Source organism: Nocardioides jiangxiensis, assembly GCF_030580915.1.
GTDB lineage: Bacteria > Actinomycetota > Actinomycetes > Propionibacteriales > Nocardioidaceae > Nocardioides > Nocardioides jiangxiensis.
The window spans coordinates 811,160-835,609 of the sequence record NZ_JAUQTA010000001.1 but is presented as its reverse complement, the minus strand read 5'-3'; the positions used below and the strand labels follow the sequence as shown (position 1 = coordinate 835,609).

Sequence of the window (24,450 nt, the reverse complement as noted above, 5' to 3'; positions counted from 1 at the left end):
ACCTCACGGTGGCCGGGCCCTTCGGCGTACGGAGCGGTCAGATGCGGTCGTCGACCTCGTCCACGAGGCCGCCGACGGCGTCGGCGACGTCGTCCTCGCCCCGGTAGAGGAGTGCGCCGAGGATCGCGCCCACGATCGGCGCCACCACGAAGAGCCAGACCTGGCCCAGGGCGTCGGCGTTGAACCAGGCGACCGCGAGCGAGCGGGCCGGGTTGACCGAGGTGTTGCTGACCGGGATCGAGACCAGGTGGATCAGGGTCAGCGTCAGGCCGATCGCCAGCCCCGCGAAGCCGGGCGTCGCCGCCCGCGCCGAGGCGCCGAGGATGACCCGGATGAAGACGGCCGTGAGGACGACCTCGCAGACCGCGACGGCCAGCAGGCCGTATCCGCCGGGGGAGTGGTCGCCGTAGCCGTTGGTGGCGAAGCCGTCAGCGGTGCTGAAGCCGTCCTTGCCGGACGCGATCACCCACAGGATGAGGGCGCCGAGCGAGCCGCCGAGCACCTGCGAGACGGCGTACGCCGGCACGTCGGCCCAGCGGAACCGGCCGGCGGTGGCCAGGCCGACGGTGACCGCCGGGTTGAAGTGGCCACCGGAGACGTGGCCGAACGCGTAGGCACCGGCGACGACGGTGAGGCCGAACGCGAGGGCGACGCCGAGGTAGCCGACCTTGTCGCCGGCGAGCACGGCCGTGCCGCAGCCGCCGAGGACGAGGACGAGGGTGCCGAGGAACTCGGCGGTCCAGCGGGAGGCCGGACTGAAGCGGGGAGCAGGCATGAGGTACCTCCGAGACGGTGGGGACGACACGTACGGATCCACGCTAGGGACTGACGCTCGCGGTGTCCGCCCCGTGCCGCAGGTCGATGTCCGTGTCGTCCGACTCCTCCCGCGGCGTACGCCCGGATCGGGGCGTCCGGCAGCGGGCGCGAGATCGTCGCGCCGATCGGGTTCACGTCGGGCACCGGAGCGGGCAGGATGGGCCACGGTGCGAGCCCGGTCCCCGACGGTTGCCCGCCCTGAGATATCTTGATGTCAAGACTTATTCAGCACGCGAAAGAGGATGCCTCCGGTGACGGACCAGAAGATCATCTACACGCACACCGACGAGGCGCCGCTGCTCGCGACGTACTCGTTCCTCCCGATCGTCCAGGCGTACGCCGCCAAGGCCGGCGTGGAGATCGAGACCCGCGACATCTCCGTGGCGGCCCGCATCCTGGCGCAGTTCGGCCTGGCCGACGACGCGCTGAGCGAGCTCGGCGAGCTGGCCAAGACCCCGGCCGCCAACATCGTCAAGCTCCCCAACATCTCCGCCTCCATCCCGCAGCTGAAGGCGGCCATCGCCGAGCTGCAGGCCAAGGGCTACGACGTGCCGGACTACCCCGAGTCCGCTGACACCGACGAGGCCAAGGCGATCCAGGCCAGGTACGACAAGGTCAAGGGCTCGGCCGTCAACCCGGTCCTCCGTGAGGGCAATTCCGACCGCCGCGCGCCGCTCTCGGTCAAGAGCTACGCCAAGAAGCACCCCCACACGAACAAGCCGTTCTCCGAGGGCTCCAAGACCACCGTCGCCACGATGGGGGAGCACGACTTCAAGTCCAACGAGAAGTCCGTGACCCTCACCCGGGACGACACCCTGTCGATCGTGCTCGAGACGGCGTCGGGCCAGTCGAAGACCCTGCTCGAGGGCCTCAAGGTCCTCGAGGGCGAGATCGTCGACGCCACCAAGATGGAGGCCGCCCACCTCGACGCGTTCCTCGCCAACGCGCTGGCCGAGGCGAAGGCGCAGGACGTCCTCTTCTCGGTCCACCTCAAGGCGACGATGATGAAGGTCTCCGACCCGATCATCTTCGGCCACGTCGTGAAGGCCTACTTCGCCGACGTCTTCGCGCAGTACGGCGACGACCTCGCGGCCGCGGGCCTCTCCGCCAACGACGGCCTCGGCTCGATCCTCGCCGGCCTCGGTGGCCTCGCCAAGGGCGAGGAGATCAAGGCGGCGTTCGAGGCCGCGCTGGCCAACGGGCCGCGCCTGTCCTACACGAACTCCGACAAGGGCATCACCAACCTGCACGTGCCGTCCGACGTCATCGTCGACGCCTCGATGCCGGCCCTGGTCCGCAACGGCGGCCGCCTGTGGGGTGCCGACGGCGGCGAGGACGACACGCTCGCGGTCATCCCGGACTCGTCGTATGCCGGTGTCTACCAGGCCGTCATCGACGACGTGAAGAAGAACGGCCCGCTCGACCCGGCCACGATCGGCACCGTCCCCAACGTCGGCCTCATGGCGCAGGCTGCCGAGGAGTACGGCTCGCACAACAAGACCTTCGAGATCGCGGAGGCGGGCACCGTCCGCGTCGTCAACGCCGCCGGCGACGTGCTCCTCGAGCACGACGTCGAGGCCGGCGACATCTGGCGTGCCTGCCAGACCAAGGACATCCCGGTCCAGGACTGGGTCAAGCTGGCCGTCACCCGCGCCCGCGCCTCGGCGACCCCGGCGATCTTCTGGCTCGACGAGTCGCGCGCCCACGACGCGGAGCTCATCAAGAAGGTCACCACGTACCTGGCCGACCAGGACACCGACGGTCTCGAGATCAAGATCCTGTCGCCGGAGCTCGCCTGCTCCTACTCGCTCGAGCGCATGCGCAAGGGCGAGGACACCATCTCCGTGACCGGCAACGTGCTCCGTGACTACAACACGGACCTGTTCCCGATCCTCGAGCTGGGCACCTCGGCCAAGATGCTCTCCGTCGTCCCGCTGATCGCGGGCGGTGGCCTCTTCGAGACCGGCGCCGGTGGCTCCGCCCCGAAGCACGTCGAGCAGCTCGTCAACGAGAACTACCTCCGCTGGGACTCCCTCGGTGAGTTCTTCGCGCTGGTCCCGTCGTTCGAGAAGTACGCCGAGCAGGCCGGCGTCGCGGGCGCCCAGGTCCTCGCCGACACCCTCGACGCCGCCACGGGCACGTTCCTCGACGAGGACCGCTCGCCGGGCCGCAAGCTGGGCACGATCGACAACCGCGGCTCGCACTTCTACGTCGCCCTCTACTGGGCCGAGGAGCTGGCCAAGCAGACCGCCGACGCCGACCTGGCTGCCGCTTTCAAGCCGCTCGCCGAGTCGCTGCGTGCGAACGAGCAGAAGATCGTGGAGGAGCTCCTCGCAGTCCAGGGCCAGCCGGCCGACATCGGTGGCTACTACTACCCGGACGCCGAGAAGACCGCTGCGGTCATGCGTCCCTCCGCCACGCTGAACGAGGCGCTCGCCGCCCTCTGATGCACCCCCTCGACGCCCGGCAGCCAGCTGGCTGCCGGGCGTCGAGGCATTTCGGCGACGCTGGGCTAGGTTGCCGTCCATGAGCACGCAGACCGCCCCGTCGCCGACCTTCGTCCGCAGCGACTACGTCCTCCTGGGCCTGACGGCCGGCGCCACGGCGCTGGCCGGCATCGCGCACTACGCGGGCTGGGCCGGCTGGCTCGCCTTCTCGATCGCAGCGCTCGCCATCGGTCTCGCCGCGAGCCTGGTCGGCCTGTGCGTCGAGCAGCTCGGCGACCGCTTCGGGCCGGGGGCGACGGGTGTCCTCCAGAGCGCGCTGGGCAACCTCCCGGAGCTCTTCATCTGTCTCTTCGCGCTCAAGGCCGGTCAGGTCGCGGTCGTGCAGGCAGCGCTGATCGGCTCGATCCTCAGCAACCTGCTGCTGGTGATGGGCCTGGCGTTCGTGGTGGGAGGCGTGCGGCACGGGTTGCAGAAGATCGACTCCTCGCGGGCGCGCACGATCTCCGTCCTGATGATCGTCGCCGTCGTGGCGATGGTCGCGCCGTCCCTGACCGCCCTCGAGTCCGGCTCCCAGGCCGGCCACGGCGCCGCCAGCCACGAGCAGGCGCTCTCGATCATCGTCTCGGTCGTGCTGCTGGGCCTCTTCGCGCTGACCCTTCCCGCGTCGCTCAAGCGCAACGACTCGAGCGGCATGAGCGGCGGGGAGACCGTGCACGAGGCGCCGCGCTGGTCGGTCGGCCTCGCCATCGGCCTGCTCGCGCTCGCGGGTGTCGCCGCCGCCTTCATCTCGGACTGGTTCGTCGCCGGGCTCGAGCCCGCCATGGACTCGTGGGGCATCAACGAGACCTTCGCCGGCCTCGTGATCGTCGCCGTCGCCGGCAACGCGATCGAGAACGTCATCGGCATCCAGCTCGCGGCCCGCAACCAGTCCGAGTACGCCTTCCAGCTGATCATCAACTCGCCCCTGCAGATCGCGCTCGTGCTCGCGCCGCTGCTGGTGATCCTGTCCTCGGTCCTCGGCTTCACCGCGCTCACCCTCGTCTTCAGCCCCGTGCTCGTCGTCGCGGTCTTCCTGTCGGTCCTGGTCGCAGCCCTGATCACCGTCGACGGCGAGTCGAACTGGATCGAGGGTGCGGCCCTGATCGGCGTCTACGTCGTCATCGCCGCCTCCCTCTGGTGGGGCTGACCGGCCCCGTGACCCGATCGTGACCCGGGTGGTGGAATGAACCGCCCGTCCGCGCCCGTTGCGCCCCTGTGACTGCCACGAGCGCGACCCCGTCGACCGCCCCGCACCCGGAGACCCCGGACAGCGGGGCGGTCGGCCGTCGGCACGTCGGCCTGGCGATCCTCGCCCTGGCCATGGGCGGGTTCACCATCGGCACCACCGAGTTCCTCACGATGGGCGTGCTGCCCGAGATCGCCCGGGGCGTCGACGTCAGCGTCCCCGCGGCGGGCCGGGTCATCTCGGCGTATGCGCTGGGCGTCGTGGTCGGCGTCCCGATCCTGGCCTTCTTCGGGGCCAGGCTCCCGCGCCGCGCGATGCTGGTCGGCCTGATGACGGCGTACGCCGCGGCCAACGTCGCCTCCGCCGTTGCCCCCGGCTACCTGGTGCTGGGAGCAGCCCGCTTCGTCGGCGGGCTTCCGCACGGCGCCTACTTCGGGGTCGCCTCCCTCGTGGCCGCCGGCCTCGTCGTCCCCGAACGGCGGGGGCGTGCCGTCGCCAGCGTGATGCTCGGCCTGAGCGTGGCCAACGTGGTCGGCGTACCGGCCGCGACCTGGTTGGGGCAGCACGCCGGCTGGCGCGCGTCGTACCTGCTCGCGGGGGCGCTCGCGCTGGCGACCGTCGCACTGGTCCTCGTCTTCGTCCCGCACCAGGCGACGGCCCGTGAGGCGAGCGGGGGCCGCGAGGAGGCCCGTGCCTTCTTCGGCAACCTGCAGGTGTGGCTCACGATGGGCGTCGGCGCCGTCGGCTTCGGCGGGCTCTTCGCGGTCTACTCCTACATCGCGAAGACCGTCACCGAGGTCGGTGGCCTGGGTGAGTCGACGGTGCCCGTCTTCGTGCTCGCCATGGGCCTCGGCATGGTCGTCGGCACGTGGCTGGCCGGCGAGCTCGCCGGATGGTCGGTGTTCCGCTCCCTGATCGCCTCCTCGGCCGCTGGGGCGGTCGTGATGGCGGTCTACTGGTGGTCCGCGCCCCACGGCTGGCTGCTGTGGCCCGTCGCGTTCCTGGTCACCGCGGTGGGCTCGGTGCTTGTGGTCAACCTGCAGCTGCGGCTCATGGACGTCGCCGGCGACGCGGTGACGCTGGGAGCGGCGATGAACCACGCCGCGCTCAACATCGCCAACGCGCTGGGTGCCTGGCTCGGCGGCCTCGTCATCGCCGCGGGCTGGGGCTACCGGGCGCCTGCACTGGTGGGTGGCGCCCTCTCGCTCGTGGGTCTCGCGATCCTGCTGGTCTCCGCGCGGGTCCACGTGCGCAACCGGCCCCTCGCCACCTGACCCGGGCCTGACACAATGGGCGGCATGTCCACCGCTGCCACGCCGGGCTCCACGGCCCGACCGCGGGTCCTCTCGGGGATCCAGCCGACGTCCGACACCATCCACCTCGGCAACTACCTGGGTGCGGTGCGGCAGTGGGCGCAGCTCCAGGACGAGTTCGAGGCGTTCTTCTTCGTCGCCGACCAGCACGCGATCACGGTCGAGCAGGAGCCCAAGAAGCTCCGCGAGCGCACCTACCGCGCCGTGGCGCAGCTGCTGGCCGCCGGCGTCGACCCCGAGCGTTCCGCCGTGTTCGTGCAGAGCCACGTGCCCGCCTCCGCGCAGCTCGGCTGGGTGCTCGAGTGCCTCACCGGCTTCGGCGAGGCCCGCCGGATGACGCAGTTCAAGGACAAGGCGGCCAAGGGCGGCGAGGGCGCCGCCTCGGTGGGCCTGTTCACCTACCCGATGCTCATGGCGGCCGACATCCTGCTCTACCGCCCGCACTTCGTGCCGGTCGGCGAGGACCAGCGCCAGCACCTCGAGCTGACCCGCGACCTTGCGCAGCGGTTCAACAGCCGCTACAAGAAGACCTTCCGGGTTCCGGAGCCGCACATCCCGGCTGCGACCGCGAAGATCATGGACCTCCAGGACCCGACGAAGAAGATGTCGAAGTCCTCCTCGTCTCCCGCCGGCCTCATCGACGTCCTCGACGAGCCGGCCGTGACGGCGAAGAAGATCCGCTCCGCCGTGACCGACTCCGGGGCGGAGGTGCGCTTCGACGAGGAGGAGAAGCCGGGCGTCAGCAACCTGCTGACGATCTACTCGGCGCTGTCCGGCTCCACGATCGAGGAGCTCGAGGCGCAGTACGCCGGCCGCGGCTACGGCGACTTCAAGAAGGACCTCGCCGACGTCGCGGTCGAGTTCGTGACACCGTTCCGGACCCGCACGCTCGAGCTGCTCGACGACCGCCACCAGCTCGACAAGGTGCTGGCGCTCGGCGCGGAGCGCGCCAACGCGGTGGCCACCGCGACGCTCCGCGACGTGTACGAGCGGGTCGGCTTCGTCGCCCCCTTCACTCGCTAAGGTCGTCGCATGCCCACCATCGGCGTCTCGATCGCGCTCCCGGAGCCCTGGGCCACCGAGCTCCAGGAGTACCGGCAGTCGATCGGTGACCTGACCGCGGCGAAGATCCCCACGCACATCACCCTCGTCCCGCCGACCGAGGTCGACGACCTCGAGACCGCCGAAGCGCACCTGGCCGCCGTCACCGAGGGCTTCGCTGCCTTCCGCATCCATCTGCGGGGCACGGGTACCTTCCGTCCCGTGTCGCCGGTCGTCTTCGTCAACGTCGTGGAGGGCATCGCCGAGTGCGAGCTGCTCTATGCCGCTGTGCGCCGCGGACCGCTCGCGGGCGACTCCGACTTCCCGTACCACCCGCACGTGACCATCGGGCACCACCTCGACGACAGCGCCCTCGACCGGGCCTTCGACGAGCTCGCGACGTTCGACGGCAGCTTCATCGTCAACGACGTGCACCTCTACGTGCACGACGAGGAGCTCGGCTGGCGGATCGACCGTTCGTTCCCGCTCGAGCCGGTGCCCCTGGCGAGCCAGTCGATCGGTGCCGGGGCCTGACGTGGCCTCCGTGATGGACCGAGTCCTCGCGCCCGTCCGGGAGGCGCGCGAGCGGGTCCCCGCGCTCGACCACACCTTCCGCACGGTCGAGCACTACTCCTCGACCAACGGCAGCCTGTACGCCGCCGGCGTCACGCTCGCGGCGTTCCTCTCGGTCTTCCCGCTCCTCGGCCTGGCCTTCGCCGTGGTCGGCTTCGCCGCGCGCCTGCTGCCGCCCGGCATCGACGCGGAGCAGACCCTGGTCAGCGCGATCAACGGGGTCCTGCCCGGCATCGTCCAGGTGCCGGGGGAGCCCTCCATCGACGGAGCCCTCGACCTGCAGACCTTCAAGGACGCCGCTCCCGCGATCCTCTCCATCGGACTGCCGCTCGCGCTGTGGTCCGGCCTGGGCTGGCTCTCCAGCCTGCAGACCGCGCTGCTGGTCGTCTTCGAGGAGACCCGTGCCGAGCGGCCCAACTGGCTCGTCGGCCGGCTGCGCGACCTCGCGGCCCTGGCGGTGCTCGGCAGCGTCCTCATGCTCTCCGTGGCGGTCTCCGGCGTCGTCGCCGGCATCGCACCGCGGCTGCTGCACCTGGTCGGCCTGAGCACCGAGCTCAGCTGGCTGGTCCGGATCCTGGTGCCGTTGCTCGGTGTCGCCGCCAACGCGGTGCTCTTCGCCGCGATGTTCGTGCTGCTCGCGCGACCCAGACTCGCGCGCGGTGCGATCTGGTCGGGTGCGGTGCTGGGTGCGGTCGGGTTCGAGGTGCTGAAGCAGGCCTCGACGTACCTGCTCAAGGCGACGGCGGGCCAGCCGGCGTTCCAGGCCTTCGGGATCACGCTGATCCTGCTGGTCTGGATCAACTACTTCAGCCGGCTCGTCCTGTACGCCGCGGCGTGGGCCCAGACCTCGCCGCACGCGACGCGGACCGCCATGCGCGTGGAGCCCGGTCCGGAGCGTTCCACAGACGAGGCGTCGCGCCGCGATGCCGCCGACGAGGCTGTCGCCGTGCCGGCCGGTGGGCGCGGCGGTACGCCCGTCGGTGCGCCCGTCGGTGCGCCCCAGGCGTGGCGGCGCGCGTCGTCCCAGCCCCTCAAGTCCGCAGCGGCAGCCGGAGGCGTCGGCCTCGGTGCCGTCGCCCTCTGCGCCCTCGCGTGGCGGCTGTTGGGCCGCCCGCGCACCTGATCCCTACCCGAGGAGCACGATGAAGTTCGAGAAGAAGCACGCCGCCCTGCTGATGGGCGTCGCGCTGTGGAACGTCTGGACGTGGGGCACGTTCATCAAGAACCTCTCGGCGGCGTACGAGCGCGGTGAGCAGCACCCGACCGGCTACTGGGTGGCCCACACGATCCTGATCATCGTGAACTTCGTCATCGCCGGCGTCCTCGGCGCCCTCGGCTGGAAGGCCTGGCGCTCCGCCGACCAGGACGCCTGACCCGACCGCCTCTCCCGCCGAGACGGGCCTTGTGCCGCGCCGAGACGGGCCTTGTGCCGGGCACAGGCCCCGTCTCGGCACAGGCCCCGTCTCGGCACAGAAAGAATGACGAAGGGCCGCTCCCCGGTGGGGGAGCGGCCCTTCGCCGTTGGAGCTGGTGGCTCAGTAACCCTTGGCCATCGCGGTGCGAAGGTCCTTGTTGAGCCGCGAGATCACGTCGAGCGGGATCTCCTTCGGGCACGCCGCGGCACACTCACCGATGTTGGTGCAGCCACCGAAGCCCTCGGCGTCGTGCTGGCCGACCATGGAGACGACACGGGTGTCGCGCTCCGGCTGGCCCTGCGGCAGCGAGCCGAGGTGGGTGATCTTGGCACCGAGGAAGAGCGACGCCGAACCGTTGGGGCACGCGGCGACACAGGCACCACAGCCGATGCAGGTCGCGACGTCGAACGCCAGGTCGGCGAGCTTCTTCTCGACCGGGGCGGCGTGGGCGTCGGGCGCCGAGCCGGTGTTGGCCGAGATGAAGCCACCGTTCTGGATCATCCGGTCGAACGCCGAGCGGTCGACCACGAGGTCCTTGACGACCGGGAACGGGTCCGCGCGCCAGGGCTCGATGGTGATCTCGTCGCCGTCCTTGAACGACCGCATGTGCAGCTGGCAGGTGGTGGTGACCTCCGGGCCGTGGGCCTGGCCGTTGATCATCAGGCCACACATGCCGCAGATGCCCTCACGACAGTCGCTGTCGAACGCGACCGGCTCCTCGCCCTTGGCGTTGAGCTGCTCGTTGAGCACGTCGAGCATCTCGAGGAACGACATGTCCTCGGAGACACCCTCGAGCGAGTAGCGGTGCATCGCGCCCTTGGCGTTCGCGTTGGCCTGCCGCCAGATGTTCAGGGTCAGGTTCATGGTGCCGCTCACTTGTAGCTCCGCTGCTTCATCTCGATGGCCGTGTAGATCAGGTCTTCCTTGTGGAGGATCGGGTTGGCGTCCTCGCCACCGAACTCCCACGCGGCGACGTACGCGAACTCGTCGTCGTGACGCAGGGCCTCGCCGTCCTCGGTCTGCGACTCGGCGCGGAAGTGACCACCGCACGACTCGCGACGGTTGAGGGCGTCGATGCACATGAGCTCACCGAGCTCGATGAAGTCGATCGTGCGACCGGCCTTCTCGAGGCTCTGGTTGAGGCTGTCCGCGGTGCCGAGGACCTTGAGGTTGGTCCAGAACTCCGCCTTCAGGTCGCGGATGAGGCCGATGGCCTTCTTCAGGCCCTCCTCGGTCCGCTCCATGCCGCAGTACTCCCACATGATCTGGCCGAGCTGCTTGTGGAACGAGTCCGCCGAGCGCTCACCCTGGATCGAGAGGAACTTCGCGATGCGCTCCTCGACGGCCGTCTTGGCCTCGACGACGGCCGGGTGCGACTCGTCGATCTTCTCGAACGGACCGTCGGCGAGGTACTCGCGGATGGTGTTCGGGAGGACGAAGTAGCCGTCGGCCAGGCCCTGCATCAGCGCCGAGGCACCGAGGCGGTTGGCGCCGTGGTCGGAGAAGTTGGCCTCACCCGAGCAGAACAGGCCGGTGATGTTGGTCTGCAGGTGGTAGTCCACCCACAGGCCGCCCATCACGTAGTGGACCGCCGGGTAGATGCGCATCGGCGTGACGTACGGGTCCTCGCCGGTGATCCGGGCGTACATGTCGAAGAGGTTGCCGTACTTGGTCTCGACGGCCTCGCGGCCCATGCGGGCGATGGCGTCGGCGAAGTCGAGGTAGACACCGCGACGCATCATCTTCTCGGTGCCGTCGGGCTGCACCTCCTTGACGGCGGGGCCGACACCGCGGCCCTCGTCGCACATGTTCTTCGCCTGACGCGACGCGATGTCGCGGGGGACCAGGTTGCCGAACGACGGGTAGATCCGCTCCAGGTAGTAGTCGCGGTCCTCCTCGGGGATGTCGCGCGGGTCCTTGCCGCAGTCCTCGGCCTTCTTCGGGACCCAGATGCGACCGTCGTTGCGGAGCGACTCCGACATCAGGGTCAGCTTCGACTGGTGGTCGCCGGTGACCGGGATGCAGGTCGGGTGGATCTGCGTGTAGCAGGGGTTGGCCATGTAGGCGCCCTTGCGGTGCGCACGCCACGCGGCGGTGACGTTCGAGCCCATCGCGTTGGTCGAGAGGAAGTAGACGTTGCCGTAGCCGCCGGAGGCGAGGACGACGACGTCGGCGAGGTGGGTCTCGATCGCGCCGGTGACCATGTCACGGGTGACGATGCCGCGGGCGCGGCCGTCGGCGATGATCACCTCGAGCATCTCGTGGCGGGTGTACTGCGTGACGGTGCCGGCCGCGACCTGGCGCTCCATGGCCTGGTAGGCACCGATCAGCAGCTGCTGGCCGGTCTGGCCACGCGCGTAGAACGTGCGGGAGACCTGGACGCCGCCGAAGGAGCGGTTGTCGAGGAGGCCGCCGTACTCGCGGGCGAACGGGACGCCCTGCGCGACGCACTGGTCGATGATGTTCGCCGAGACCTCGGCGAGGCGGTAGACGTTCGACTCGCGCGAGCGGTAGTCGCCGCCCTTGACGGTGTCGTAGAAGAGGCGCTCGACGGAGTCGCCGTCCTCCTTGTAGTTCTTGGCGGCGTTGATGCCGCCCTGCGCGGCGATCGAGTGCGCGCGGCGCGGGGAGTCCTGGTAACAGAAGGACTTCACGTTGTAGCCGGCCTCGCCGAGCGTCGCGGCGGCGGCGCCACCGGCCAGACCGGTGCCGACGATGATCACGTCGAGCTTGCGGCGGTTGGCCGGGTTGACCAGGCGGTTCTCGAACTTGCGACGCTGCCAGCGCGTGTTGATCGGGCCGGTGGGGGCCAGCTCGTCGACGAGCGGCGCACCGAGGGTGTAGTAGCCGGCAGCGTCGTCGGAGGTCTGCACGGAGGGCTGGTTGGTCGGGACCATGCCCGACGGGTCAGGGGTACCCATGAGTCAGTGAATCCCTTACTTGACGATGCCGAAGAGGACGGACAGCGGGACGAGGGCGAAACCACCCGCGATGACGATCGCCACCACGAGGCCGGCGTCCTTCGCGCGGTTGCGCGAGCTCGCGGCGTTGGTGAAGCCCAGCGTCTGGCAGGCGCTCCAGACACCGTGGTGCAGGTGGAAGCCGACGGCGACCAGCGCGAGCAGGTAGATCACGGTGATCCACCAGACGCCGAACGAGTCGACGGCGAGCGCGTAGGGGTCGTGGCCGCCGGTCGTGCCGTTGCTCGGGTTGATCTTCACGATGGTGAAGTTGAGCAGGTGCCAGATGAGGAACAGGAAGATGGCCAGGCCGCCCCAGCGCATCGTGCGCGAGGAGAGGGAGCTGCCCTTGTTCTTCTTCACGACGTACTTCGTCGTCCGCGCGTGGTGCGCGCGACGGGTCAGTGCGATCGCGGAGAACACGTGGACCACGAGCGCGGCGATGAGGCCGACGCGGAGGATCCAGAGCAGTCCGGCGTGCGGGAGCATCGGCTCACCGATGGTCCGCAGGTGCTCCGCGTACGTGTTGAACGCGTCGTGGCCTGCGAAGACCTTGAGGTTGCCGTACATGTGGGCGAGGAGGAAGCCGATGAAGATCAGGCCACTCACTGCCATGAGCATCTTGAGCGCAATGGTCGACCGGGTCGACTTGCTGCCACTTACGAGAGTCGGGGTTGCCACGGGGGTCAACCTACCGTCACCCGGCGCCGGCGTGCGAAGTGACCGGTGTGACATTTCCCGGGGTGCGGGAACTACCCGGCCTGCCCGTTCGTCGGTTCTGCCCCGGTCTCACAGCTTCACGGTCGTACGCCACCCCCGAGCGGCCCTCAGGCGGCCGTCCCGGCCGCGGCCACACAGGGTGCGAGGTGGGCCTCGACCAGCTCGGTGAGGGCCGACGTCCAGTCCCGGGTGAGCGCGTCCTCGCGCGCTGCGTGCCCGAGCCGTTCGCGGAGGTCGGCCTCCGCGACGAGGCGCGCGACGGAGCGGCGAAGGGCCGCCGGGTCCGCGGGGTCGTAGAGGAGGCCGGTCTCGCCGTGCCGGACGATCTCGGCGGCGGCACCCGCCGCGGGGGCGACGACCGCCAGCCCGCTGGCCATCCCGGCACGCAGCAGGTGGGCACAGGTCTCGACCTCGCTCGGCTGGACGAGCACGTCCAGGCTGGCCAGGGCGACCGCGAGCTCGGTGTCGGAGAGGTGGCCGGTCAGCCGGGCGTCATCGACCTGCGCGGCCAGCCAGGCCTTCTGCGCGCCCTCGCCGATGACCACGAGGCGTCCACCCGGCACACGGGCGACGTCGACCAGACGGCGTACGCCGTGCCTGCGCTTGAGCGCGCCCGCGTGCCCGACCACGACACGCGGCCCGCCCTTGGCGCGTGCACGGGCGAAGGAGCCGTGCAGGTAGTCGTCGCGCACGGCGGGCGTGAACCCGCGCGCGTCGACGCCGGGCTGCCAGTGGACGGCGGACGAGGCGCCGAGCGCGGCGCACCGGTCGACCATCCATCCGGCCGTGACGACGAGGCGGTCGGCACGGGGCGCGACGGTGCGGCTCCAGACCTCGGCGTCGACGGTGCTGACGGGGGAGGCCTGCAGCACCAGCGTGCGTACGCCGAGCTTGCGGGCGTGCTTGAGCGCCTTGCGTCCCACCTTGGTGGGGGAGACCGCGACCAGCGCGTCTGCGCCGAAGCCGACCAGGGCCTCACGGACCTGGACGCCTCGCCCCTCGCGCAGGGTGATCCGCGCGACCGTGCAGCCGCGGTAGTCGGCGAGCCCGGGGGCCGGGGCCAGCACCAGGACGTCGTGGCCGGCGTCGACGAGGTGGTCCACCAGCGCCTTGACGGTGCGGGTGTCGGCATCGGTCGCCGGGTAGAAGGCCTCGGCGGAGACAGCGATCCTCATGCCGCGACGGTGACGTGTGCGGGTGTCCGGAATGCCGTGCTCCGGTGGACTGGTCGTGAACAGCTCCGTGGTGCTCGTCACCGGTGGTTCCCCGCGAGGGATTTCCGCGAACCGAGCAGTAAGCACCAGCTCGGGGCCGCAGAGGGTGCTTACTGCTCGGTTCGCGCGAGGCGGCCCCAGCGCACGGCGGGAATCGCGCGTGTCGGGACCTCCCCGCGCCGGATGGCGTCCGCGGTGCGGTGGATGGCCAGGCGCGACGCCGACCAGTCGCCGGCCTCCCGCTCCGCCCAGGGGGTGAACCCGCGACGGACCTCGATCGTCCAGGTCATGCCGAAGAGCACGCGCAGGAGGACGACGAGCGGCAGCAGGGCCAGCAGCAGGACCAGCTCGAACGCCGCGAAGAAGACGACCAGCACGATCGGTGCGACCACCAGGATCACGAGCACCGCCACGAGCACGGCCAGGCCGATGACGAAGTCATCGAGGTCGGTGGCGTAGGTCGGGTCGAGCCAGTCCAGCCAGAGATCGTCCCGCGACCGGACCCGTCGACGCCACGGCACCCATCGACGCGTCACGCGCCAGGTCTGTCCGGAGGGATCGGTCACCTTCACGGTGCACAACGTAGGTGGAGCGGGACGCGCCCGCCCGGCGAATCACCCGAACGGGTCGGGGCCCAGCGTGCGCCGGGGGATGTCGCCGCGGCGTACGGCGTCGGCGAGCTGCTCGATGCGCTCGTGCGTGCCCCGCCAGTCGCCCGCACTCAGCTCGGTCCATGGATCGCGCCCGCGCCTGAGCTCCACGATCCAGTCCTTGTCGAAGGGGATGCGCAGCAGGAGGGTGAGCGGCACGACCACCAGCAGACCAGCAGCGGAGCGGCGACCGCGACGGCCAGCAGCAGGACCGGGACGAAGTAGAGGACGGCGACCGCGAGCAGCACGAGCACGAACGGGAGCCCGTCGGGGCTCGGCTCGACCGCTGCCGAGACCTGCCGTCGTCGCCACGGGATCCAGCGTCGGGAGACCCGCCAGACGTGTCCACTGGGATCGTTGACCTGCATGTCATCGGCCGTACCCAGTACCAGCAGGCGGGAAAAGTCACAGGTTGTGGCAGGTGAGCCTGTTGCTGCCTATTGTTCGCAGCATGACTGGCCCCATTGAGGACCGTCTTGCGCTTGCGTCCGAGCAGGACCAGCACTCTGCAGCTGATTGGGAGAAGATCACTGCTGCCGTGCTGCGCAAGTCGGGTCGACTGACCGACGAAGACGCTGACGCCGCTGTCTGGACGAAGCTGGCGCGCACCACCCTCGACGGCATCTCCGTCGCCCCGATCGGCACGCCTGCCGACCTCGAGGGCCTCGTGACCGCCGGTCGTCCCACGCGCGAGGGCGCATGGGACATCCGGTCGCTCGTCGCCGACCCGGAGGCCAAGGCTGCCAACGAGGCGGCCCTCGCCGACCTCAACGGTGGCGTGACCTCGCTGTGGATCGCGGCCGACGACTCGACCGACCTCGCGGCCACCCTCGCGGGCGTCGACCTGGCGATCGCTCCGATCGTCCTCGACGCGCCCACCGCGACGCTCCGGGCCGCGCAGGCCTTCGCGGCCCTGGCCGAGGGCCAGGACCTCCACGCCGACACCAACCTCGGTGCCGACCCGCTGGGCGCGTTCGCCCGCGGCCTCGCTGACGCCTCCGACCCGGCTCCCGCGGTCGCCGTCGCCGAGATCGCCCGCGGCCTCGGCGTACGCGGCATCGTCGTCGACGCCACGGTCGCCCACGACCTGGGTGCCTCCGACGCGCAGGAGCTCGGCTACGGCCTGGGCGTCGGCGTCGCCTACCTCCGTGCGCTGACCGCCGCCGGCTTCTCCGTCGAGGAGGCTGCCGGCCAGATCGAGTTCCGCCTCGCCGCCACCGACGAGCAGTTCCCGACGATCGCGAAGTTCCGTGCCGCGCGTCGCCTCTGGGCGCGTGTGCTGGAGCTCTCCGGTGCCGCCGAGGAGGCCCGCACCATGCGGATCCACGGCGTCACGTCGCGCCCGATGTTCTCCAAGTACGACCCCTACGTGAACATGCTGCGTGGCACCGTCGCGGCGTTCGCAGCGGGTGTCGGCGGCGCCGAGGCGGTCACGGTGCTGCCGTTCGACTCGGCCAACGGCCGCCCCGACGCGTTCGGCCGCCGCATCGCGCGCAACACCTCGCACCTCCTCATCGACGAGTCGCACGTCGCCAAGGTCGCCGACCCGGCCGGCGGCTCGTACGCCGTCGAGAAGCTGACCGACGCCCTCGCCGTCGCGGGCTGGGAGGAGCTCGGCCGCTTCGAGACCGACGGCCTCGCCGGCCTCTCGGAGCGCGTGGCCATCGTCATCGAGAAGCGCGAGCAGCAGATCGCCACGCGCCGCCGCCCGCTCACCGGTGTCAGCGAGTTCCCGAACCTGACCGAGGAGCTCCCGCAGCGCGCCGCCGACCCGCTCAACGAGCGGGTCCGCCGCTACGGCGCGTCGTTCGAGGCGCTGCGTGACGAGCCGGCCACCAGCCCGGTCTTCCTGGCCACGCTCGGCCCGGTCGCCCAGCACACGGCGCGTGCGACGTTCATCTCCAACCTGTTCGCCGCCGGCGGCATCGCCGTCGAGGCCGCGGGTGCCACCGCGTCGGCCGATGACCTGGTCAAGGCCTACCAGGGCCAGAAGGTCGTCGCGCTCGCCGGCACCGACAAGGCGTACGCCGAGTGGGGCGCCGCCGCCATCGAGGCGCTGCGCGGCGCCGGTGCGGCGTACGTGATCCTCGCGGGCAAGCCGGGCGACCTCGCCGTCGACGACTCCGCTGCGATGGGCCTCGACGCCCTCGCGTTCCTCAACCGCACGCGGGAGGCACTCGCATGAGCATTCCTTCGTCCTTCTCCGGCCTGCCGCTCGGCGGCGGCGCTCCGGCCCCCGGCCCCGCGACCGGTGGCGAGGCGTGGCAGAGCCCCGAGGGCATCCCGGTGCTCCCGGTCTACGGCCCGGAGCACCTCGAGGGCCTCGACGCACTCGACACCTGGCCCGGCCTGAGCCCGTTCCTGCGGGGCCCGTACCCGACGATGTACACGACCCAGCCGTGGACCATCCGTCAGTACGCCGGCTTCTCGACCGCCGAGGAGTCCAACGCGTTCTACCGCCGCAACCTGGCTGCCGGGCAGAAGGGCCTCTCGGTCGCCTTCGACCTCGCCACGCACCGCGGCTACGACTCCGACCACCCGCGCGTGCGCGGCGACGTCGGCATGGCCGGTGTCGCGATCGACTCGATCTACGACACCCGCGTGCTCTTCGAGGGCATCCCGCTCGACCAGATGTCGGTCTCCATGACGATGAACGGCGCCGTCCTCCCGGTGCTGGCGCTCTACATCGTCGCCGCGGAGGAGCAGGGCGTCACGCCCGAGCAGCTCTCCGGCACGATCCAGAACGACATCCTCAAGGAGTTCATGGTCCGCAACACCTACATCTACCCGCCCGCCGGGTCGATGCGGATCATCTCCGACATCTTCGCGTTCACCTCGCAGAAGATGCCGCGCTTCAACTCGATCTCGATCTCCGGCTACCACATGCAGGAGGCCGGGGCGACGAACGACCTGGAGCTCGCGTACACGCTGGCCGACGGCGTCGAGTACATCCGTGCGGGCCTCGCGGCCGGCATGGACATCGACTCCTTCGCCCCGCGCCTGTCGTTCTTCTGGGCGATCGGCATGAACTTCTACATGGAGATCGCCAAGATGCGCGCCGCCCGCGCCCTCTGGAGCCGTCTCGTCCGGGAGTTCGACCCGAAGAACCCGAAGTCGCTGTCGCTGCGTACCCACTCGCAGACCTCCGGCTGGTCGCTCACGGCGCAGGACGTCTTCAACAACGTCGGCCGTACGGCGATCGAGGCGATGGCGTCGACGCAGGGCCACACGCAGTCGCTGCACACCAACGCCCTCGACGAGGCGATCGCGCTGCCGACCGACTTCTCGGCCCGCATCGCCCGCAACACCCAGCTGCTGCTGCAGCAGGAGTCGGGCACCACGGAGATCATCGACCCGTGGGCCGGCTCGTACTACGTCGAGAAGCTCACGCACGACATCGCCGAGCGCGCCTGGAAGCACATCCAGGAGGCCGAGGCGGCCGGCGGCATGGCGAAGGCCATCGAGCAGGGCATCCCGAAGATGCGCATCGAGGAGGCGGCCGCCCGCACCCAGGCGCGCATCGACTCCGGCCAGCAGAAGGTCATCGGTGTCAACACGTTCCGCCTGCCGCAGGAGGACGCGCTCGAGGTCCTGAAGGTCGACAACGCCGCGGTCTACGCGTCGCAGGTGGCCAAGCTCGAGCGCCTGCGCGCCGAGCGCAACCAGGAGGACGTGGACCGCGCGCTCGCCGCCCTGACCGCGGCCGCCGAGAACGGCACCTCGACGAACATGGAGACCAACCTCCTCGCGCTCGCGGTCAACGCGGCCCGGGCGAAGGCCACGGTGGGCGAGATCTCGGATGCGGTGGAGAAGGTCTACGGCCGTCACCAGGCCGTGATCCGTACCATCTCCGGCGTGTACAAGAACGAGGTCGGCAACGACTCCGCCGCCGCCAAGGTCCTCGAGGCCACCGCGAAGTTCGAGGAGGACGAGGGCCGTCGCCCGCGCATCCTCGTCGCCAAGATGGGCCAGGACGGCCACGACCGCGGCCAGAAGGTCGTCGTCTCGGCCTTCGCCGACCTCGGCTTCAACGTCGACGTGGGCCCGCTCTTCTCCACCCCGGAGGAGGTCGCGCAGCAGGCGGTCGACGCGGACGTCCACATCGTCGGCGTCTCGTCGCTGGCCGCCGGTCACCTGACCCTGCTGCCCGCGCTCAAGCAGGCGCTGAAGGACCAGGGCCGCGAGGACATCATGGTCGTCATCGGTGGCGTCATCCCGCCCGACGACGTCCCGACGCTGAAGGAGATGGGCGCTGCGGCGGTCTTCCTCCCCGGCACGGTCATCGCGGAGTCGGCACTCGACATCCTCGGCCAGCTCTCGGAGCAGCTCGGTCACTGAGCCCACGCTCACGTCGTACGACGGGCGGTCACCCTCGCGGGTGGCCGCCCGTCGGCGCATTCCGGGGCCGGCGTTGAGGGGCCTGCTTTGATGGCGACGTGGGCCACGTCGACGAGGAGATGCACAGGGACCGCGGTCGTGCCGAGTCGTTCGGTGCCGCTGCTGCGGAGTACGAGCGGTACCGGCCGTCGTACCCGCCGGAGCTGGTCGCGGACCTGCTCGCGCGTCGTCCCCGGCGCGTGCTCGACGTCGGCGCGGGCACCGGCAAGGCGAGCCGGCTGCTGGCCGGCGAGGGACGCACGGTGCTGGGGGTCGAGCCGGACCCGGCGATGGCGGCGGTGGCACGCTCGCTGGGCGTGGACGTCGAGGTCGACGCGCTCGAGGGATGGGACCCGCAGGGGAGGACGTTCGACCTGGTCGTCAGCGGCCAGGCCTGGCACTGGGTGGACCCGGGTGCCGGCGCGGCGAAGGTGGCCGAGGTGCTGGTGCCCGGTGGTATCTTCGTGCCCTTCTGGAACCACACCCTGCCGCATCCGCTCCACGAGGTGGTCGAGGAGCTGCAGGCACGCCTGGCGCCGGGACGCGACTTCGGGGTGGTCGACGTGGTCGCGACCGAGCGACCGTACGCCGCCGGCCTCGAGGAGTCCGGCCGGTTCGCGACCGTCGCCACGCGGCGGTACGCGTGGACCGAGACGCTGAGCGCGGCCGACTGGGTCGGACGGCTGGCGACGCGCAGCGACTACCTGCGCCTTCCGGTGGAGACGCGGCAGGAGCTGCTCGCCGCGATCGAGGAGCGGGTCGCCGCCGACGAGCCCCTCGTCCTGCCCTTCGGGACCTACGCGATCTTCGCCACGACGCCCTCCTGAGCGCCGTCCCGAAGGCGCTGTTCACACGTTCAGGCCCGGCTCGGGGCCGGGCAGGCGGGCAGGGCCGGCTGCGGCGCGGCGAACGTGTGAACAGCAGGCCCGCCAGTGGGGCCCGCCCGTAGGATCCGGCCATGCCCCACAACGAGAACATCCACGTCGTCAAGGAGCTCTTCGCCGCGCTCACCGACGGTGACGTGGCCTCCGCCAACGCGCTGCTCACCGACGACGTCGCCTGGCTCAACACCGGCCTGCCGACCGTCCGCGGCAAGGGCGTACGCCGCATCCTCGCCGCCCTGCCGAAGGCGCGCATGCGCTTCAGCGCCACCGACTACGACTTCACCGACCTAGGCGGCGGCACCGTGCGGTTCGACCGCAAGGACACGCTCGCGTGGGGCCCGCTGAGCTCGACGTTCTTCGTGAGCGGCACGTTCGGCGTCCGCGACGGCAAGGTCGCCCGGTGGGACGACCGCTACCGGATGGGCGAGGTGCTCGGCGGCTTCCTGCGCCGCTGACCCCGCCCACCCCGGCGGCGTACGGCCTAGTTGCGGTACCGGAAGACGATCCGGCCGCGGGTCAGGTCGTAGGGGCTGAGCTCGACGAGCACGCGGTCCTCGAGCACGATCTTGATGTAGTTCTTGCGGATCTTGCCGCTGATGTGGGCGAGCACGGTGTGGCCGTTGTCGAGTTCGACGCGGAAGGTAGCTGCACGCAGGCAGTCGACGACGCGTCCCTCGGCCTCGATGCCGTGCGCGGTGGGATGCAGGGTCATGGCGGTGCCTCTCGAGAGTGCGGCGGGCACCCCGGCGACGCTGCGTCAGCCGACCTCACGTGACCTGAGGGGGAGCGCCCACATGGGGACTGGGATCACGGGGCTCACCCCCTCGGGCCTGTCACGGAACGACCCGACGGTACGGCGTGCGGGCCGGACGTCTCAACGGGTTTTCCGCGGTCCGGGGCCCTGTTCAACCCGGTCGCCCGCGCGTAGCGTCGAGAGGTCGGAAGGGGTCGCCATGGTGGAGCCGTTCGCGCGCCAGCCGGGAGAGGGGCGCAGGTTCGTGGCGCCGACCGGCGACGGCCTGGTGGTCATGGCCGGAGAGGCCGAGACCGGGGGAGCGATGAGCATCACCGAGATCCTGGTGGCGCCGCTCAACGGGCCCCGCCTGCACCGTCACCACCGCGAGGACGAGCTGTGGTTCGTCGTGGACGGGGAGTTCCGGTTCAAGGCGGGGGACCGGATCCTCCGCGCCTCGACCGGCGGTCTGGCCTACGGCCCTCGGGGCATTGCGCACTGCTTCCAGAACGTGGGTGCCGAGCCCGGTCGGCTGCTCGCGATCACTGCGCCGTCCGGGCTCGACCGCTTCTTCGAGGACTGGCAGGCGCGGGGTGCAGATCCCCGTGACCCGGCTGCGTGGAACGAGGTGGGAGCGCCGTACGGGCTGGAGTTCGTGGGGCCGCCGCTGCAGGTCTCGGATCCGCTTGTCGGCCCGGCCCTCTAGGCTCGGCACGTCCCGCAGCGCCGCACCGAGGAGCACCCATGCCGCACGTCATCGACTTCGTCAACGTCTCGATGGAGGGTCTCGAGTCGAGCCCTGTGGCGGAGGCACTCGCCGGCCTGCGGGCCAACGAGGCGCGCTACTTCGCGAACAAGTACAAGGTCGAGTACGCCACCGTCCCGGCGGACCAGGCTGCCGACCTGGTGGCCTGGCTGGAGCGCATCCTGAAGGAGGAGCGCGGTCTCGAGATCGCCTCGCCGGTGCTCGAGGTGGCCGACGTCGTGGTCGAGGACGAGAAGGCCGGCACGATCAAGTGGCCGGAGTTCTACTTCGAGTCGGGCCTGGTCATCAACGTGCTGTGGACCGTGGCCGAGGGCGGCAAGCGCGCGGTCGGCTTCAAGCTGTCTCAGGGGATGGAGGTGCCCGAGGAGCTCGCGGCGGCAGGCTTCAAGTTCGCGCGCCAGAAGTCGAAGCTCGCCGGGGAGATCCGCGGCTCGTTCTTCGTCATCAAGGGCGACTACTGATGGACGGCATGCCCGCCTGGTCGGAGCGCTTCGTCCTGCTCTACTTCTCCGGTCCCGACGGCCGCACGCGTGTGCCCGCGGTCTTCCCTGCCCACCACGCCTACACCGAGGGTTTCCGGGCCGACCGGCCGGGCGAGCTGCTGATGACCGGCCCGTTCGCCGAGCCGGTGGAGGGCGCCCCGGGCGCCATGAACGTCTTCACCAGCCGGAGCGCCGCGGAGGAGTTCGCGGCCGCCGACCCGTTCGTGACCGAGGGTGTCGTGGAGCGCTGGCAGGTCCGCACCTGGCTCACGGCGTGAGCCTCACGCCCTGAGCCGCTCCACCGCGGTACGCCGCGCCAGCACGAGCCAGCACAGGATCGCCAGCCCCGAGAACGTCGCCGGCACCAGGTGGTCGAGCATCAGCGACGCCGCCGTGGCGGAGGCGAACGCTGCGAGGTTGAGCACGACGTCGTAGACCGGGGCGACGAACCGCTTGTTCACCACGTGGGCGAAGGCGATGACGACACCGCACGCGAAGGTCACCGACAGCAGGAAGCTCACCACGGGATGCATTCTGCCGGGATGGCGAAGGCTGCCGCCCGGCGGGACCGCGGCCGGAGCCACCCCCGACGCGACTAACCTGAGCGGCGTGAACGACACGGACCTGGTGCAGCAGCTCGTCGACGGCGTCCTCGCCGGCAACCGCGCACAGATGAGCCGCGCGATCACGATGGTCGAGTCGCGCAAGCCGGCCCACCGGGTGCTCGCCCGTGAGCTGCTGGCCCGGCTCACGCCCCACGCCGGCAAGGCGATCCGCGTCGGCATCTCCGGGGTGCCCGGTGTGGGCAAGTCGACGACGATCGAGGCGCTGGGCACCCACCTGACGGCGCAGGGCCACAAGGTCGCGGTCCTGGCCGTCGACCCGTCGAGTGTCCGCACCGGTGGCTCGGTCCTCGGCGACAAGACGCGCATGATGCGGCTGTCGGTCGACCCCAATGCCTACATCCGGCCCAGCCCCAGCGAGGGAACGCTCGGTGGCGTCGCCCGCACGACGGCCCAGGCCATGACGATCGTCGAGGCCGCCGGCTACGACGTGGTGCTCGTCGAGACCGTCGGGGTGGGCCAGTCCGAGGTCACGGTGGCCGGCATGGTCGACACCTTCCTCTTCCTCACCATCGCCCGCACCGGCGACCAGCTGCAGGGCATCAAGAAGGGCATCCTCGAGATCGCCGACGTCATCGGCGTCAACAAGGCCGACGACGGCGAGCAGGAGATCGCCGCCAAGGCCGCCGCCCGCGAGCTCAGCGGTGCGCTGCGGCTGGTCCGCGGCACCGACGGCGCCCCGCCCGTCGTGACCTACTCGGGCCTCCACGACAAGGGACTCGACGTCGTCTGGGGCGAGATCGAGAAGCATCAGGCGAAGCTCGGCCCCGAGGGGCTGGCCGCCAAGCGCGCCGACCAGCAGCTCGAGTTCACCTGGGCCCTGGTGCGTGACGAGCTCGAGCAGCGGCTGCGCCACAACGAGCACGTGAAGGCGGAGCGCGACGAGATCGCGCGTCTGGTGAAGGCCGGAGAGATCAACGCGCCGGAGGCCGCCGACCGCATCCTCACGGCCTACGACAAGGGCTGACCGGTCCCCGCCGTGTCGTCGAGGCGACCGGTTGGCTGCGACTTGGTAACGACTTGGCGCAGGGGGAGGACCGCCCTCCGGAGCGCTGGCTAGTGTGCGCTCCATGCGCCGACCCGCGGCGCCGAACAGGAGGAGCAGTCTTGCGAAGCATCGGCAAGATCGCTGCGGTGGGCCTCGTTGCGTCCCTCGCGCTGACCGGTTGTGGGAAGAAGCACGACGACACCTCGGCGTCGGGCTCCAAGGACGTCTGCAAGGGCTTCACCGACAGCAGCCCGGTCAAGCTGGCCATCGCGTTCGACGTCGGCGGCCGTGGTGACCACTCGTTCAACGACGCGGCGTACGCCGGTGCGGAGAAGGCCGTGAGCGACCTCGGCGCGAGCTGCATCGACGCCCAGGCGACGGTGGGCGAGACCGACGCGCAGCGTGCGGACCGCCTCAAGCAGCTCGCGGACAAGGGCGCCAACGCCATCGTCGGCGTCGGCTACCTCTACTCCAACGCGGTCAACGAGGTCGCGCAGCAGTACCCCAAGGTCAACTTCCTCGTCGTCGACGGCTTCGACCCCGACAAGAACGCCAACGCCAACGTCGCCTACGACGCGTTCGCGCCGCAGGAGTCGTCGTACCTCGCCGGTGTGGCGGCCGCCCTCAAGACGAAGACGAAGAACGTCGGCGTCATCGGCGCGGTCCCGGGCGCGGTCATCGACCCGTTCATGGCCGGCTACAAGGCCGGTGTCCACGCGGTCGACCCGTCGATCAAGGTCCAGTCGAAGTACATCGTCCAGAGCGGTGACAAGGGCTTCAACGACCCGACCGACGCCAAGCAGATCGCCCAGCAGATGCTGGACGGCGGTGCGGATGTCATCTTCCACGCCGCCGGCCTCTCCGGGGCGGGCCTCTTCGAGGCCGTGGCCGCCGCCGGCGACGGGAAGTGGGCCATCGGCGTCGACGGCGACCAGTACGGCTCGGCGACCAAGGAGGAGCAGCCGCACATCCTGACGTCGGCGCTCAAGCGCGTCGACACCGGTGTCTACGACTTCGCCGCGTCGGTCAAGGACGGCAAGCCGCAGACCAGCTACGTCGCCTACAACCTCAAGAACGACGGCGTCGGCCTCTCCTACAGCGGTGGCTTCATCGACGACATCAAGTCGAAGATCGACGCGTACGCCACCAAGATCGAGAACGGTCAGATCAAGGTCCCGACCGACCCGAAGACGGTCAAGTGACCCTTCGGCCGGGTGCCCGGC

At 70.6% G+C, this 24,450-nt stretch carries 25 protein-coding genes; 16 read left to right on the top strand and 9 right to left on the bottom strand.

Features of this window, described 5'->3' with window-relative positions; genetic code table 11:
* Nucleotides 1–37: 37 nt before the first annotated feature.
* The gene (gene aqpZ / locus Q5722_RS04170) at nucleotides 38–775 is read right to left on the bottom strand and encodes an aquaporin Z (protein ID WP_305026951.1); all 738 of its coding nucleotides are present in this window, start codon (nucleotides 773–775) and stop codon (nucleotides 38–40) included.
* A gap of 283 nt (nucleotides 776–1,058) precedes the next feature.
* On the opposite strand from aqpZ, the gene Q5722_RS04165 reads away from it, so the two are divergent.
* From Q5722_RS04165 to Q5722_RS04135, 7 genes are all read left to right on the top strand, one after another.
* A complete protein-coding gene (locus tag Q5722_RS04165) occupies nucleotides 1,059–3,263 on the top strand; it encodes an NADP-dependent isocitrate dehydrogenase (RefSeq protein ID WP_305026950.1) in 2,205 nt (734 codons plus the stop codon).
* 79 nt (nucleotides 3,264–3,342) lie between these two features.
* A complete protein-coding gene (cax, locus tag Q5722_RS04160) occupies nucleotides 3,343–4,449 on the top strand; it encodes a calcium/proton exchanger (RefSeq protein ID WP_305026949.1) in 1,107 nt (368 codons plus the stop codon).
* 68 nt (nucleotides 4,450–4,517) lie between these two features.
* Nucleotides 4,518–5,762: an MFS transporter gene (locus Q5722_RS04155; protein WP_305026948.1), complete on the top strand. Its 1,245-nt coding sequence runs from the start codon at nucleotides 4,518–4,520 to the stop codon at nucleotides 5,760–5,762.
* Between the two features lie 15 nt (nucleotides 5,763–5,777).
* Nucleotides 5,778–6,824 carry a tryptophan--tRNA ligase gene (gene trpS, locus Q5722_RS04150; protein WP_439652476.1) on the top strand — a complete coding sequence of 349 codons (1,047 nt, stop codon included), beginning with the start codon at nucleotides 5,778–5,780 and terminating at the stop codon, nucleotides 6,822–6,824.
* A 9-nt stretch (nucleotides 6,825–6,833) separates the two neighbouring features.
* Nucleotides 6,834–7,376, top strand: coding sequence for a 2'-5' RNA ligase family protein (locus tag Q5722_RS04145; protein WP_305026946.1), 543 nt, complete (start codon nucleotides 6,834–6,836; stop codon nucleotides 7,374–7,376).
* A 13-nt stretch (nucleotides 7,377–7,389) separates the two neighbouring features.
* Nucleotides 7,390–8,538, top strand: coding sequence for a YihY/virulence factor BrkB family protein (locus Q5722_RS04140; protein WP_305028330.1), 1,149 nt, complete (start codon nucleotides 7,390–7,392; stop codon nucleotides 8,536–8,538).
* 19 nt (nucleotides 8,539–8,557) lie between these two features.
* Nucleotides 8,558–8,788 (top strand): SCO4848 family membrane protein, encoded by a 231-nt coding sequence (locus tag Q5722_RS04135; RefSeq protein ID WP_305026945.1) that lies wholly within the window; start codon nucleotides 8,558–8,560, stop codon nucleotides 8,786–8,788.
* A gap of 162 nt (nucleotides 8,789–8,950) precedes the next feature.
* Here Q5722_RS04135 and Q5722_RS04130 read toward each other — a convergent pair whose 3' ends face one another.
* The 6 genes from Q5722_RS04130 to Q5722_RS04105 all read right to left on the bottom strand — a co-directional run bounded on the left by Q5722_RS04130 (nucleotide 8,951) and on the right by Q5722_RS04105 (nucleotide 14,533).
* The gene (locus Q5722_RS04130; RefSeq protein ID WP_305028329.1) at nucleotides 8,951–9,694 is read right to left on the bottom strand and encodes a succinate dehydrogenase/fumarate reductase iron-sulfur subunit; all 744 of its coding nucleotides are present in this window, start codon (nucleotides 9,692–9,694) and stop codon (nucleotides 8,951–8,953) included.
* Nucleotides 9,695–9,702: 8 nt separating this feature from the next.
* Nucleotides 9,703–11,727, bottom strand: coding sequence for a fumarate reductase/succinate dehydrogenase flavoprotein subunit (locus tag Q5722_RS04125; RefSeq protein ID WP_305028328.1), 2,025 nt, complete (start codon nucleotides 11,725–11,727; stop codon nucleotides 9,703–9,705).
* A gap of 39 nt (nucleotides 11,728–11,766) precedes the next feature.
* Nucleotides 11,767–12,471, bottom strand: coding sequence for a succinate dehydrogenase cytochrome b subunit (locus Q5722_RS04120; protein WP_305026944.1), 705 nt, complete (start codon nucleotides 12,469–12,471; stop codon nucleotides 11,767–11,769).
* 146 nt (nucleotides 12,472–12,617) lie between these two features.
* Nucleotides 12,618–13,685: a glycosyltransferase gene (locus Q5722_RS04115; RefSeq protein WP_305026943.1), complete on the bottom strand. Its 1,068-nt coding sequence runs from the start codon at nucleotides 13,683–13,685 to the stop codon at nucleotides 12,618–12,620.
* Nucleotides 13,686–13,834: 149 nt separating this feature from the next.
* On the bottom strand, nucleotides 13,835–14,296 hold the full coding sequence (locus Q5722_RS04110) for a hypothetical protein (RefSeq protein ID WP_305026942.1): 462 nt from the start codon (nucleotides 14,294–14,296) through the stop codon (nucleotides 13,835–13,837).
* A 42-nt stretch (nucleotides 14,297–14,338) separates the two neighbouring features.
* Complete coding sequence (locus tag Q5722_RS04105; RefSeq protein ID WP_305026941.1) at nucleotides 14,339–14,533, bottom strand: hypothetical protein; 195 nt, start codon at nucleotides 14,531–14,533, stop codon at nucleotides 14,339–14,341.
* A gap of 292 nt (nucleotides 14,534–14,825) precedes the next feature.
* Between Q5722_RS04105 and Q5722_RS04100 the strand changes: the two genes are divergently transcribed.
* From Q5722_RS04100 to Q5722_RS04085, 4 genes are all read left to right on the top strand, one after another.
* The gene (locus tag Q5722_RS04100) at nucleotides 14,826–16,559 is read left to right on the top strand and encodes a methylmalonyl-CoA mutase family protein (RefSeq protein ID WP_305026940.1); all 1,734 of its coding nucleotides are present in this window, start codon (nucleotides 14,826–14,828) and stop codon (nucleotides 16,557–16,559) included.
* Nucleotides 16,556–18,712, top strand: coding sequence for a methylmalonyl-CoA mutase (gene scpA, locus Q5722_RS04095; protein WP_305026939.1), 2,157 nt, complete (start codon nucleotides 16,556–16,558; stop codon nucleotides 18,710–18,712). The genes Q5722_RS04100 and scpA overlap by 4 nt, the downstream gene beginning before the upstream one ends.
* 98 nt (nucleotides 18,713–18,810) lie before the next feature.
* On the top strand, nucleotides 18,811–19,578 hold the full coding sequence (locus Q5722_RS04090) for a class I SAM-dependent methyltransferase (RefSeq protein ID WP_305026938.1): 768 nt from the start codon (nucleotides 18,811–18,813) through the stop codon (nucleotides 19,576–19,578).
* A 131-nt stretch (nucleotides 19,579–19,709) separates the two neighbouring features.
* Nucleotides 19,710–20,090, top strand: coding sequence for a limonene-1,2-epoxide hydrolase family protein (locus tag Q5722_RS04085; protein ID WP_305026937.1), 381 nt, complete (start codon nucleotides 19,710–19,712; stop codon nucleotides 20,088–20,090).
* Nucleotides 20,091–20,116: 26 nt separating this feature from the next.
* Here the strand turns inward: Q5722_RS04085 and infA are convergent, their stop codons facing one another.
* Complete coding sequence (infA, locus tag Q5722_RS04080) at nucleotides 20,117–20,347, bottom strand: translation initiation factor IF-1 (RefSeq protein ID WP_305026936.1); 231 nt, start codon at nucleotides 20,345–20,347, stop codon at nucleotides 20,117–20,119.
* Nucleotides 20,348–20,588: 241 nt separating this feature from the next.
* Here infA and Q5722_RS04075 point away from each other — a divergent pair, with 241 nt between their 5' ends.
* The 3 genes from Q5722_RS04075 to Q5722_RS04065 are packed head-to-tail and all read left to right on the top strand — an operon-like array spanning nucleotide 20,589 to nucleotide 21,894.
* Complete coding sequence (locus Q5722_RS04075) at nucleotides 20,589–21,074, top strand: cupin domain-containing protein (protein ID WP_305026935.1); 486 nt, start codon at nucleotides 20,589–20,591, stop codon at nucleotides 21,072–21,074.
* A 38-nt stretch (nucleotides 21,075–21,112) separates the two neighbouring features.
* On the top strand, nucleotides 21,113–21,595 hold the full coding sequence (locus Q5722_RS04070) for a DUF8821 family protein (protein WP_305026934.1): 483 nt from the start codon (nucleotides 21,113–21,115) through the stop codon (nucleotides 21,593–21,595).
* The gene (locus Q5722_RS04065; protein WP_305026933.1) at nucleotides 21,595–21,894 is read left to right on the top strand and encodes a YciI family protein; all 300 of its coding nucleotides are present in this window, start codon (nucleotides 21,595–21,597) and stop codon (nucleotides 21,892–21,894) included. Before Q5722_RS04070 ends, Q5722_RS04065 begins: the two co-directional genes overlap by 1 nt.
* A gap of 3 nt (nucleotides 21,895–21,897) precedes the next feature.
* On the opposite strand, the gene Q5722_RS04060 is transcribed toward Q5722_RS04065, so the two are convergent.
* Complete coding sequence (locus Q5722_RS04060) at nucleotides 21,898–22,140, bottom strand: hypothetical protein (protein ID WP_305026932.1); 243 nt, start codon at nucleotides 22,138–22,140, stop codon at nucleotides 21,898–21,900.
* An 85-nt stretch (nucleotides 22,141–22,225) separates the two neighbouring features.
* Between Q5722_RS04060 and meaB the strand changes: the two genes are divergently transcribed.
* Nucleotides 22,226–23,206: a methylmalonyl Co-A mutase-associated GTPase MeaB gene (gene meaB / locus Q5722_RS04055; protein WP_305026931.1), complete on the top strand. Its 981-nt coding sequence runs from the start codon at nucleotides 22,226–22,228 to the stop codon at nucleotides 23,204–23,206.
* 140 nt (nucleotides 23,207–23,346) lie between these two features.
* Nucleotides 23,347–24,429: a BMP family lipoprotein gene (locus Q5722_RS04050; RefSeq protein ID WP_305026930.1), complete on the top strand. Its 1,083-nt coding sequence runs from the start codon at nucleotides 23,347–23,349 to the stop codon at nucleotides 24,427–24,429.
* Nucleotides 24,430–24,450: the final 21 nt, after the last annotated feature.

Coding starts and splice junctions, on each gene's coding strand:
- scpA (WP_305026939.1), top strand. CDS start 16,556: ATGAGCATTCCTTCGTCCTTCTCCGGCCTGCCGCTCGGCGGCGGCGCT.
- infA (WP_305026936.1), bottom strand. CDS start 20,347: ATGACCCTGCATCCCACCGCGCACGGCATCGAGGCCGAGGGACGCGTC.
- Q5722_RS04115 (WP_305026943.1), bottom strand. CDS start 13,685: ATGAGGATCGCTGTCTCCGCCGAGGCCTTCTACCCGGCGACCGATGCC.
- Q5722_RS04140 (WP_305028330.1), top strand. CDS start 7,390: ATGGACCGAGTCCTCGCGCCCGTCCGGGAGGCGCGCGAGCGGGTCCCC.
- trpS (WP_439652476.1), top strand. CDS start 5,778: ATGGGCGGCATGTCCACCGCTGCCACGCCGGGCTCCACGGCCCGACCG.
- aqpZ (WP_305026951.1), bottom strand. CDS start 775: ATGCCTGCTCCCCGCTTCAGTCCGGCCTCCCGCTGGACCGCCGAGTTC.
- Q5722_RS04070 (WP_305026934.1), top strand. CDS start 21,113: ATGCCGCACGTCATCGACTTCGTCAACGTCTCGATGGAGGGTCTCGAG.
- Q5722_RS04135 (WP_305026945.1), top strand. CDS start 8,558: ATGAAGTTCGAGAAGAAGCACGCCGCCCTGCTGATGGGCGTCGCGCTG.
- cax (WP_305026949.1), top strand. CDS start 3,343: ATGAGCACGCAGACCGCCCCGTCGCCGACCTTCGTCCGCAGCGACTAC.
- Q5722_RS04125 (WP_305028328.1), bottom strand. CDS start 11,727: ATGGTCCCGACCAACCAGCCCTCCGTGCAGACCTCCGACGACGCTGCC.
- Q5722_RS04165 (WP_305026950.1), top strand. CDS start 1,059: ATGCCTCCGGTGACGGACCAGAAGATCATCTACACGCACACCGACGAG.
- Q5722_RS04085 (WP_305026937.1), top strand. CDS start 19,710: ATGCCCCACAACGAGAACATCCACGTCGTCAAGGAGCTCTTCGCCGCG.
- Q5722_RS04100 (WP_305026940.1), top strand. CDS start 14,826: ATGACTGGCCCCATTGAGGACCGTCTTGCGCTTGCGTCCGAGCAGGAC.
- Q5722_RS04145 (WP_305026946.1), top strand. CDS start 6,834: ATGCCCACCATCGGCGTCTCGATCGCGCTCCCGGAGCCCTGGGCCACC.
- Q5722_RS04130 (WP_305028329.1), bottom strand. CDS start 9,694: ATGAACCTGACCCTGAACATCTGGCGGCAGGCCAACGCGAACGCCAAG.
- Q5722_RS04065 (WP_305026933.1), top strand. CDS start 21,595: ATGGACGGCATGCCCGCCTGGTCGGAGCGCTTCGTCCTGCTCTACTTC.
- Q5722_RS04075 (WP_305026935.1), top strand. CDS start 20,589: ATGGTGGAGCCGTTCGCGCGCCAGCCGGGAGAGGGGCGCAGGTTCGTG.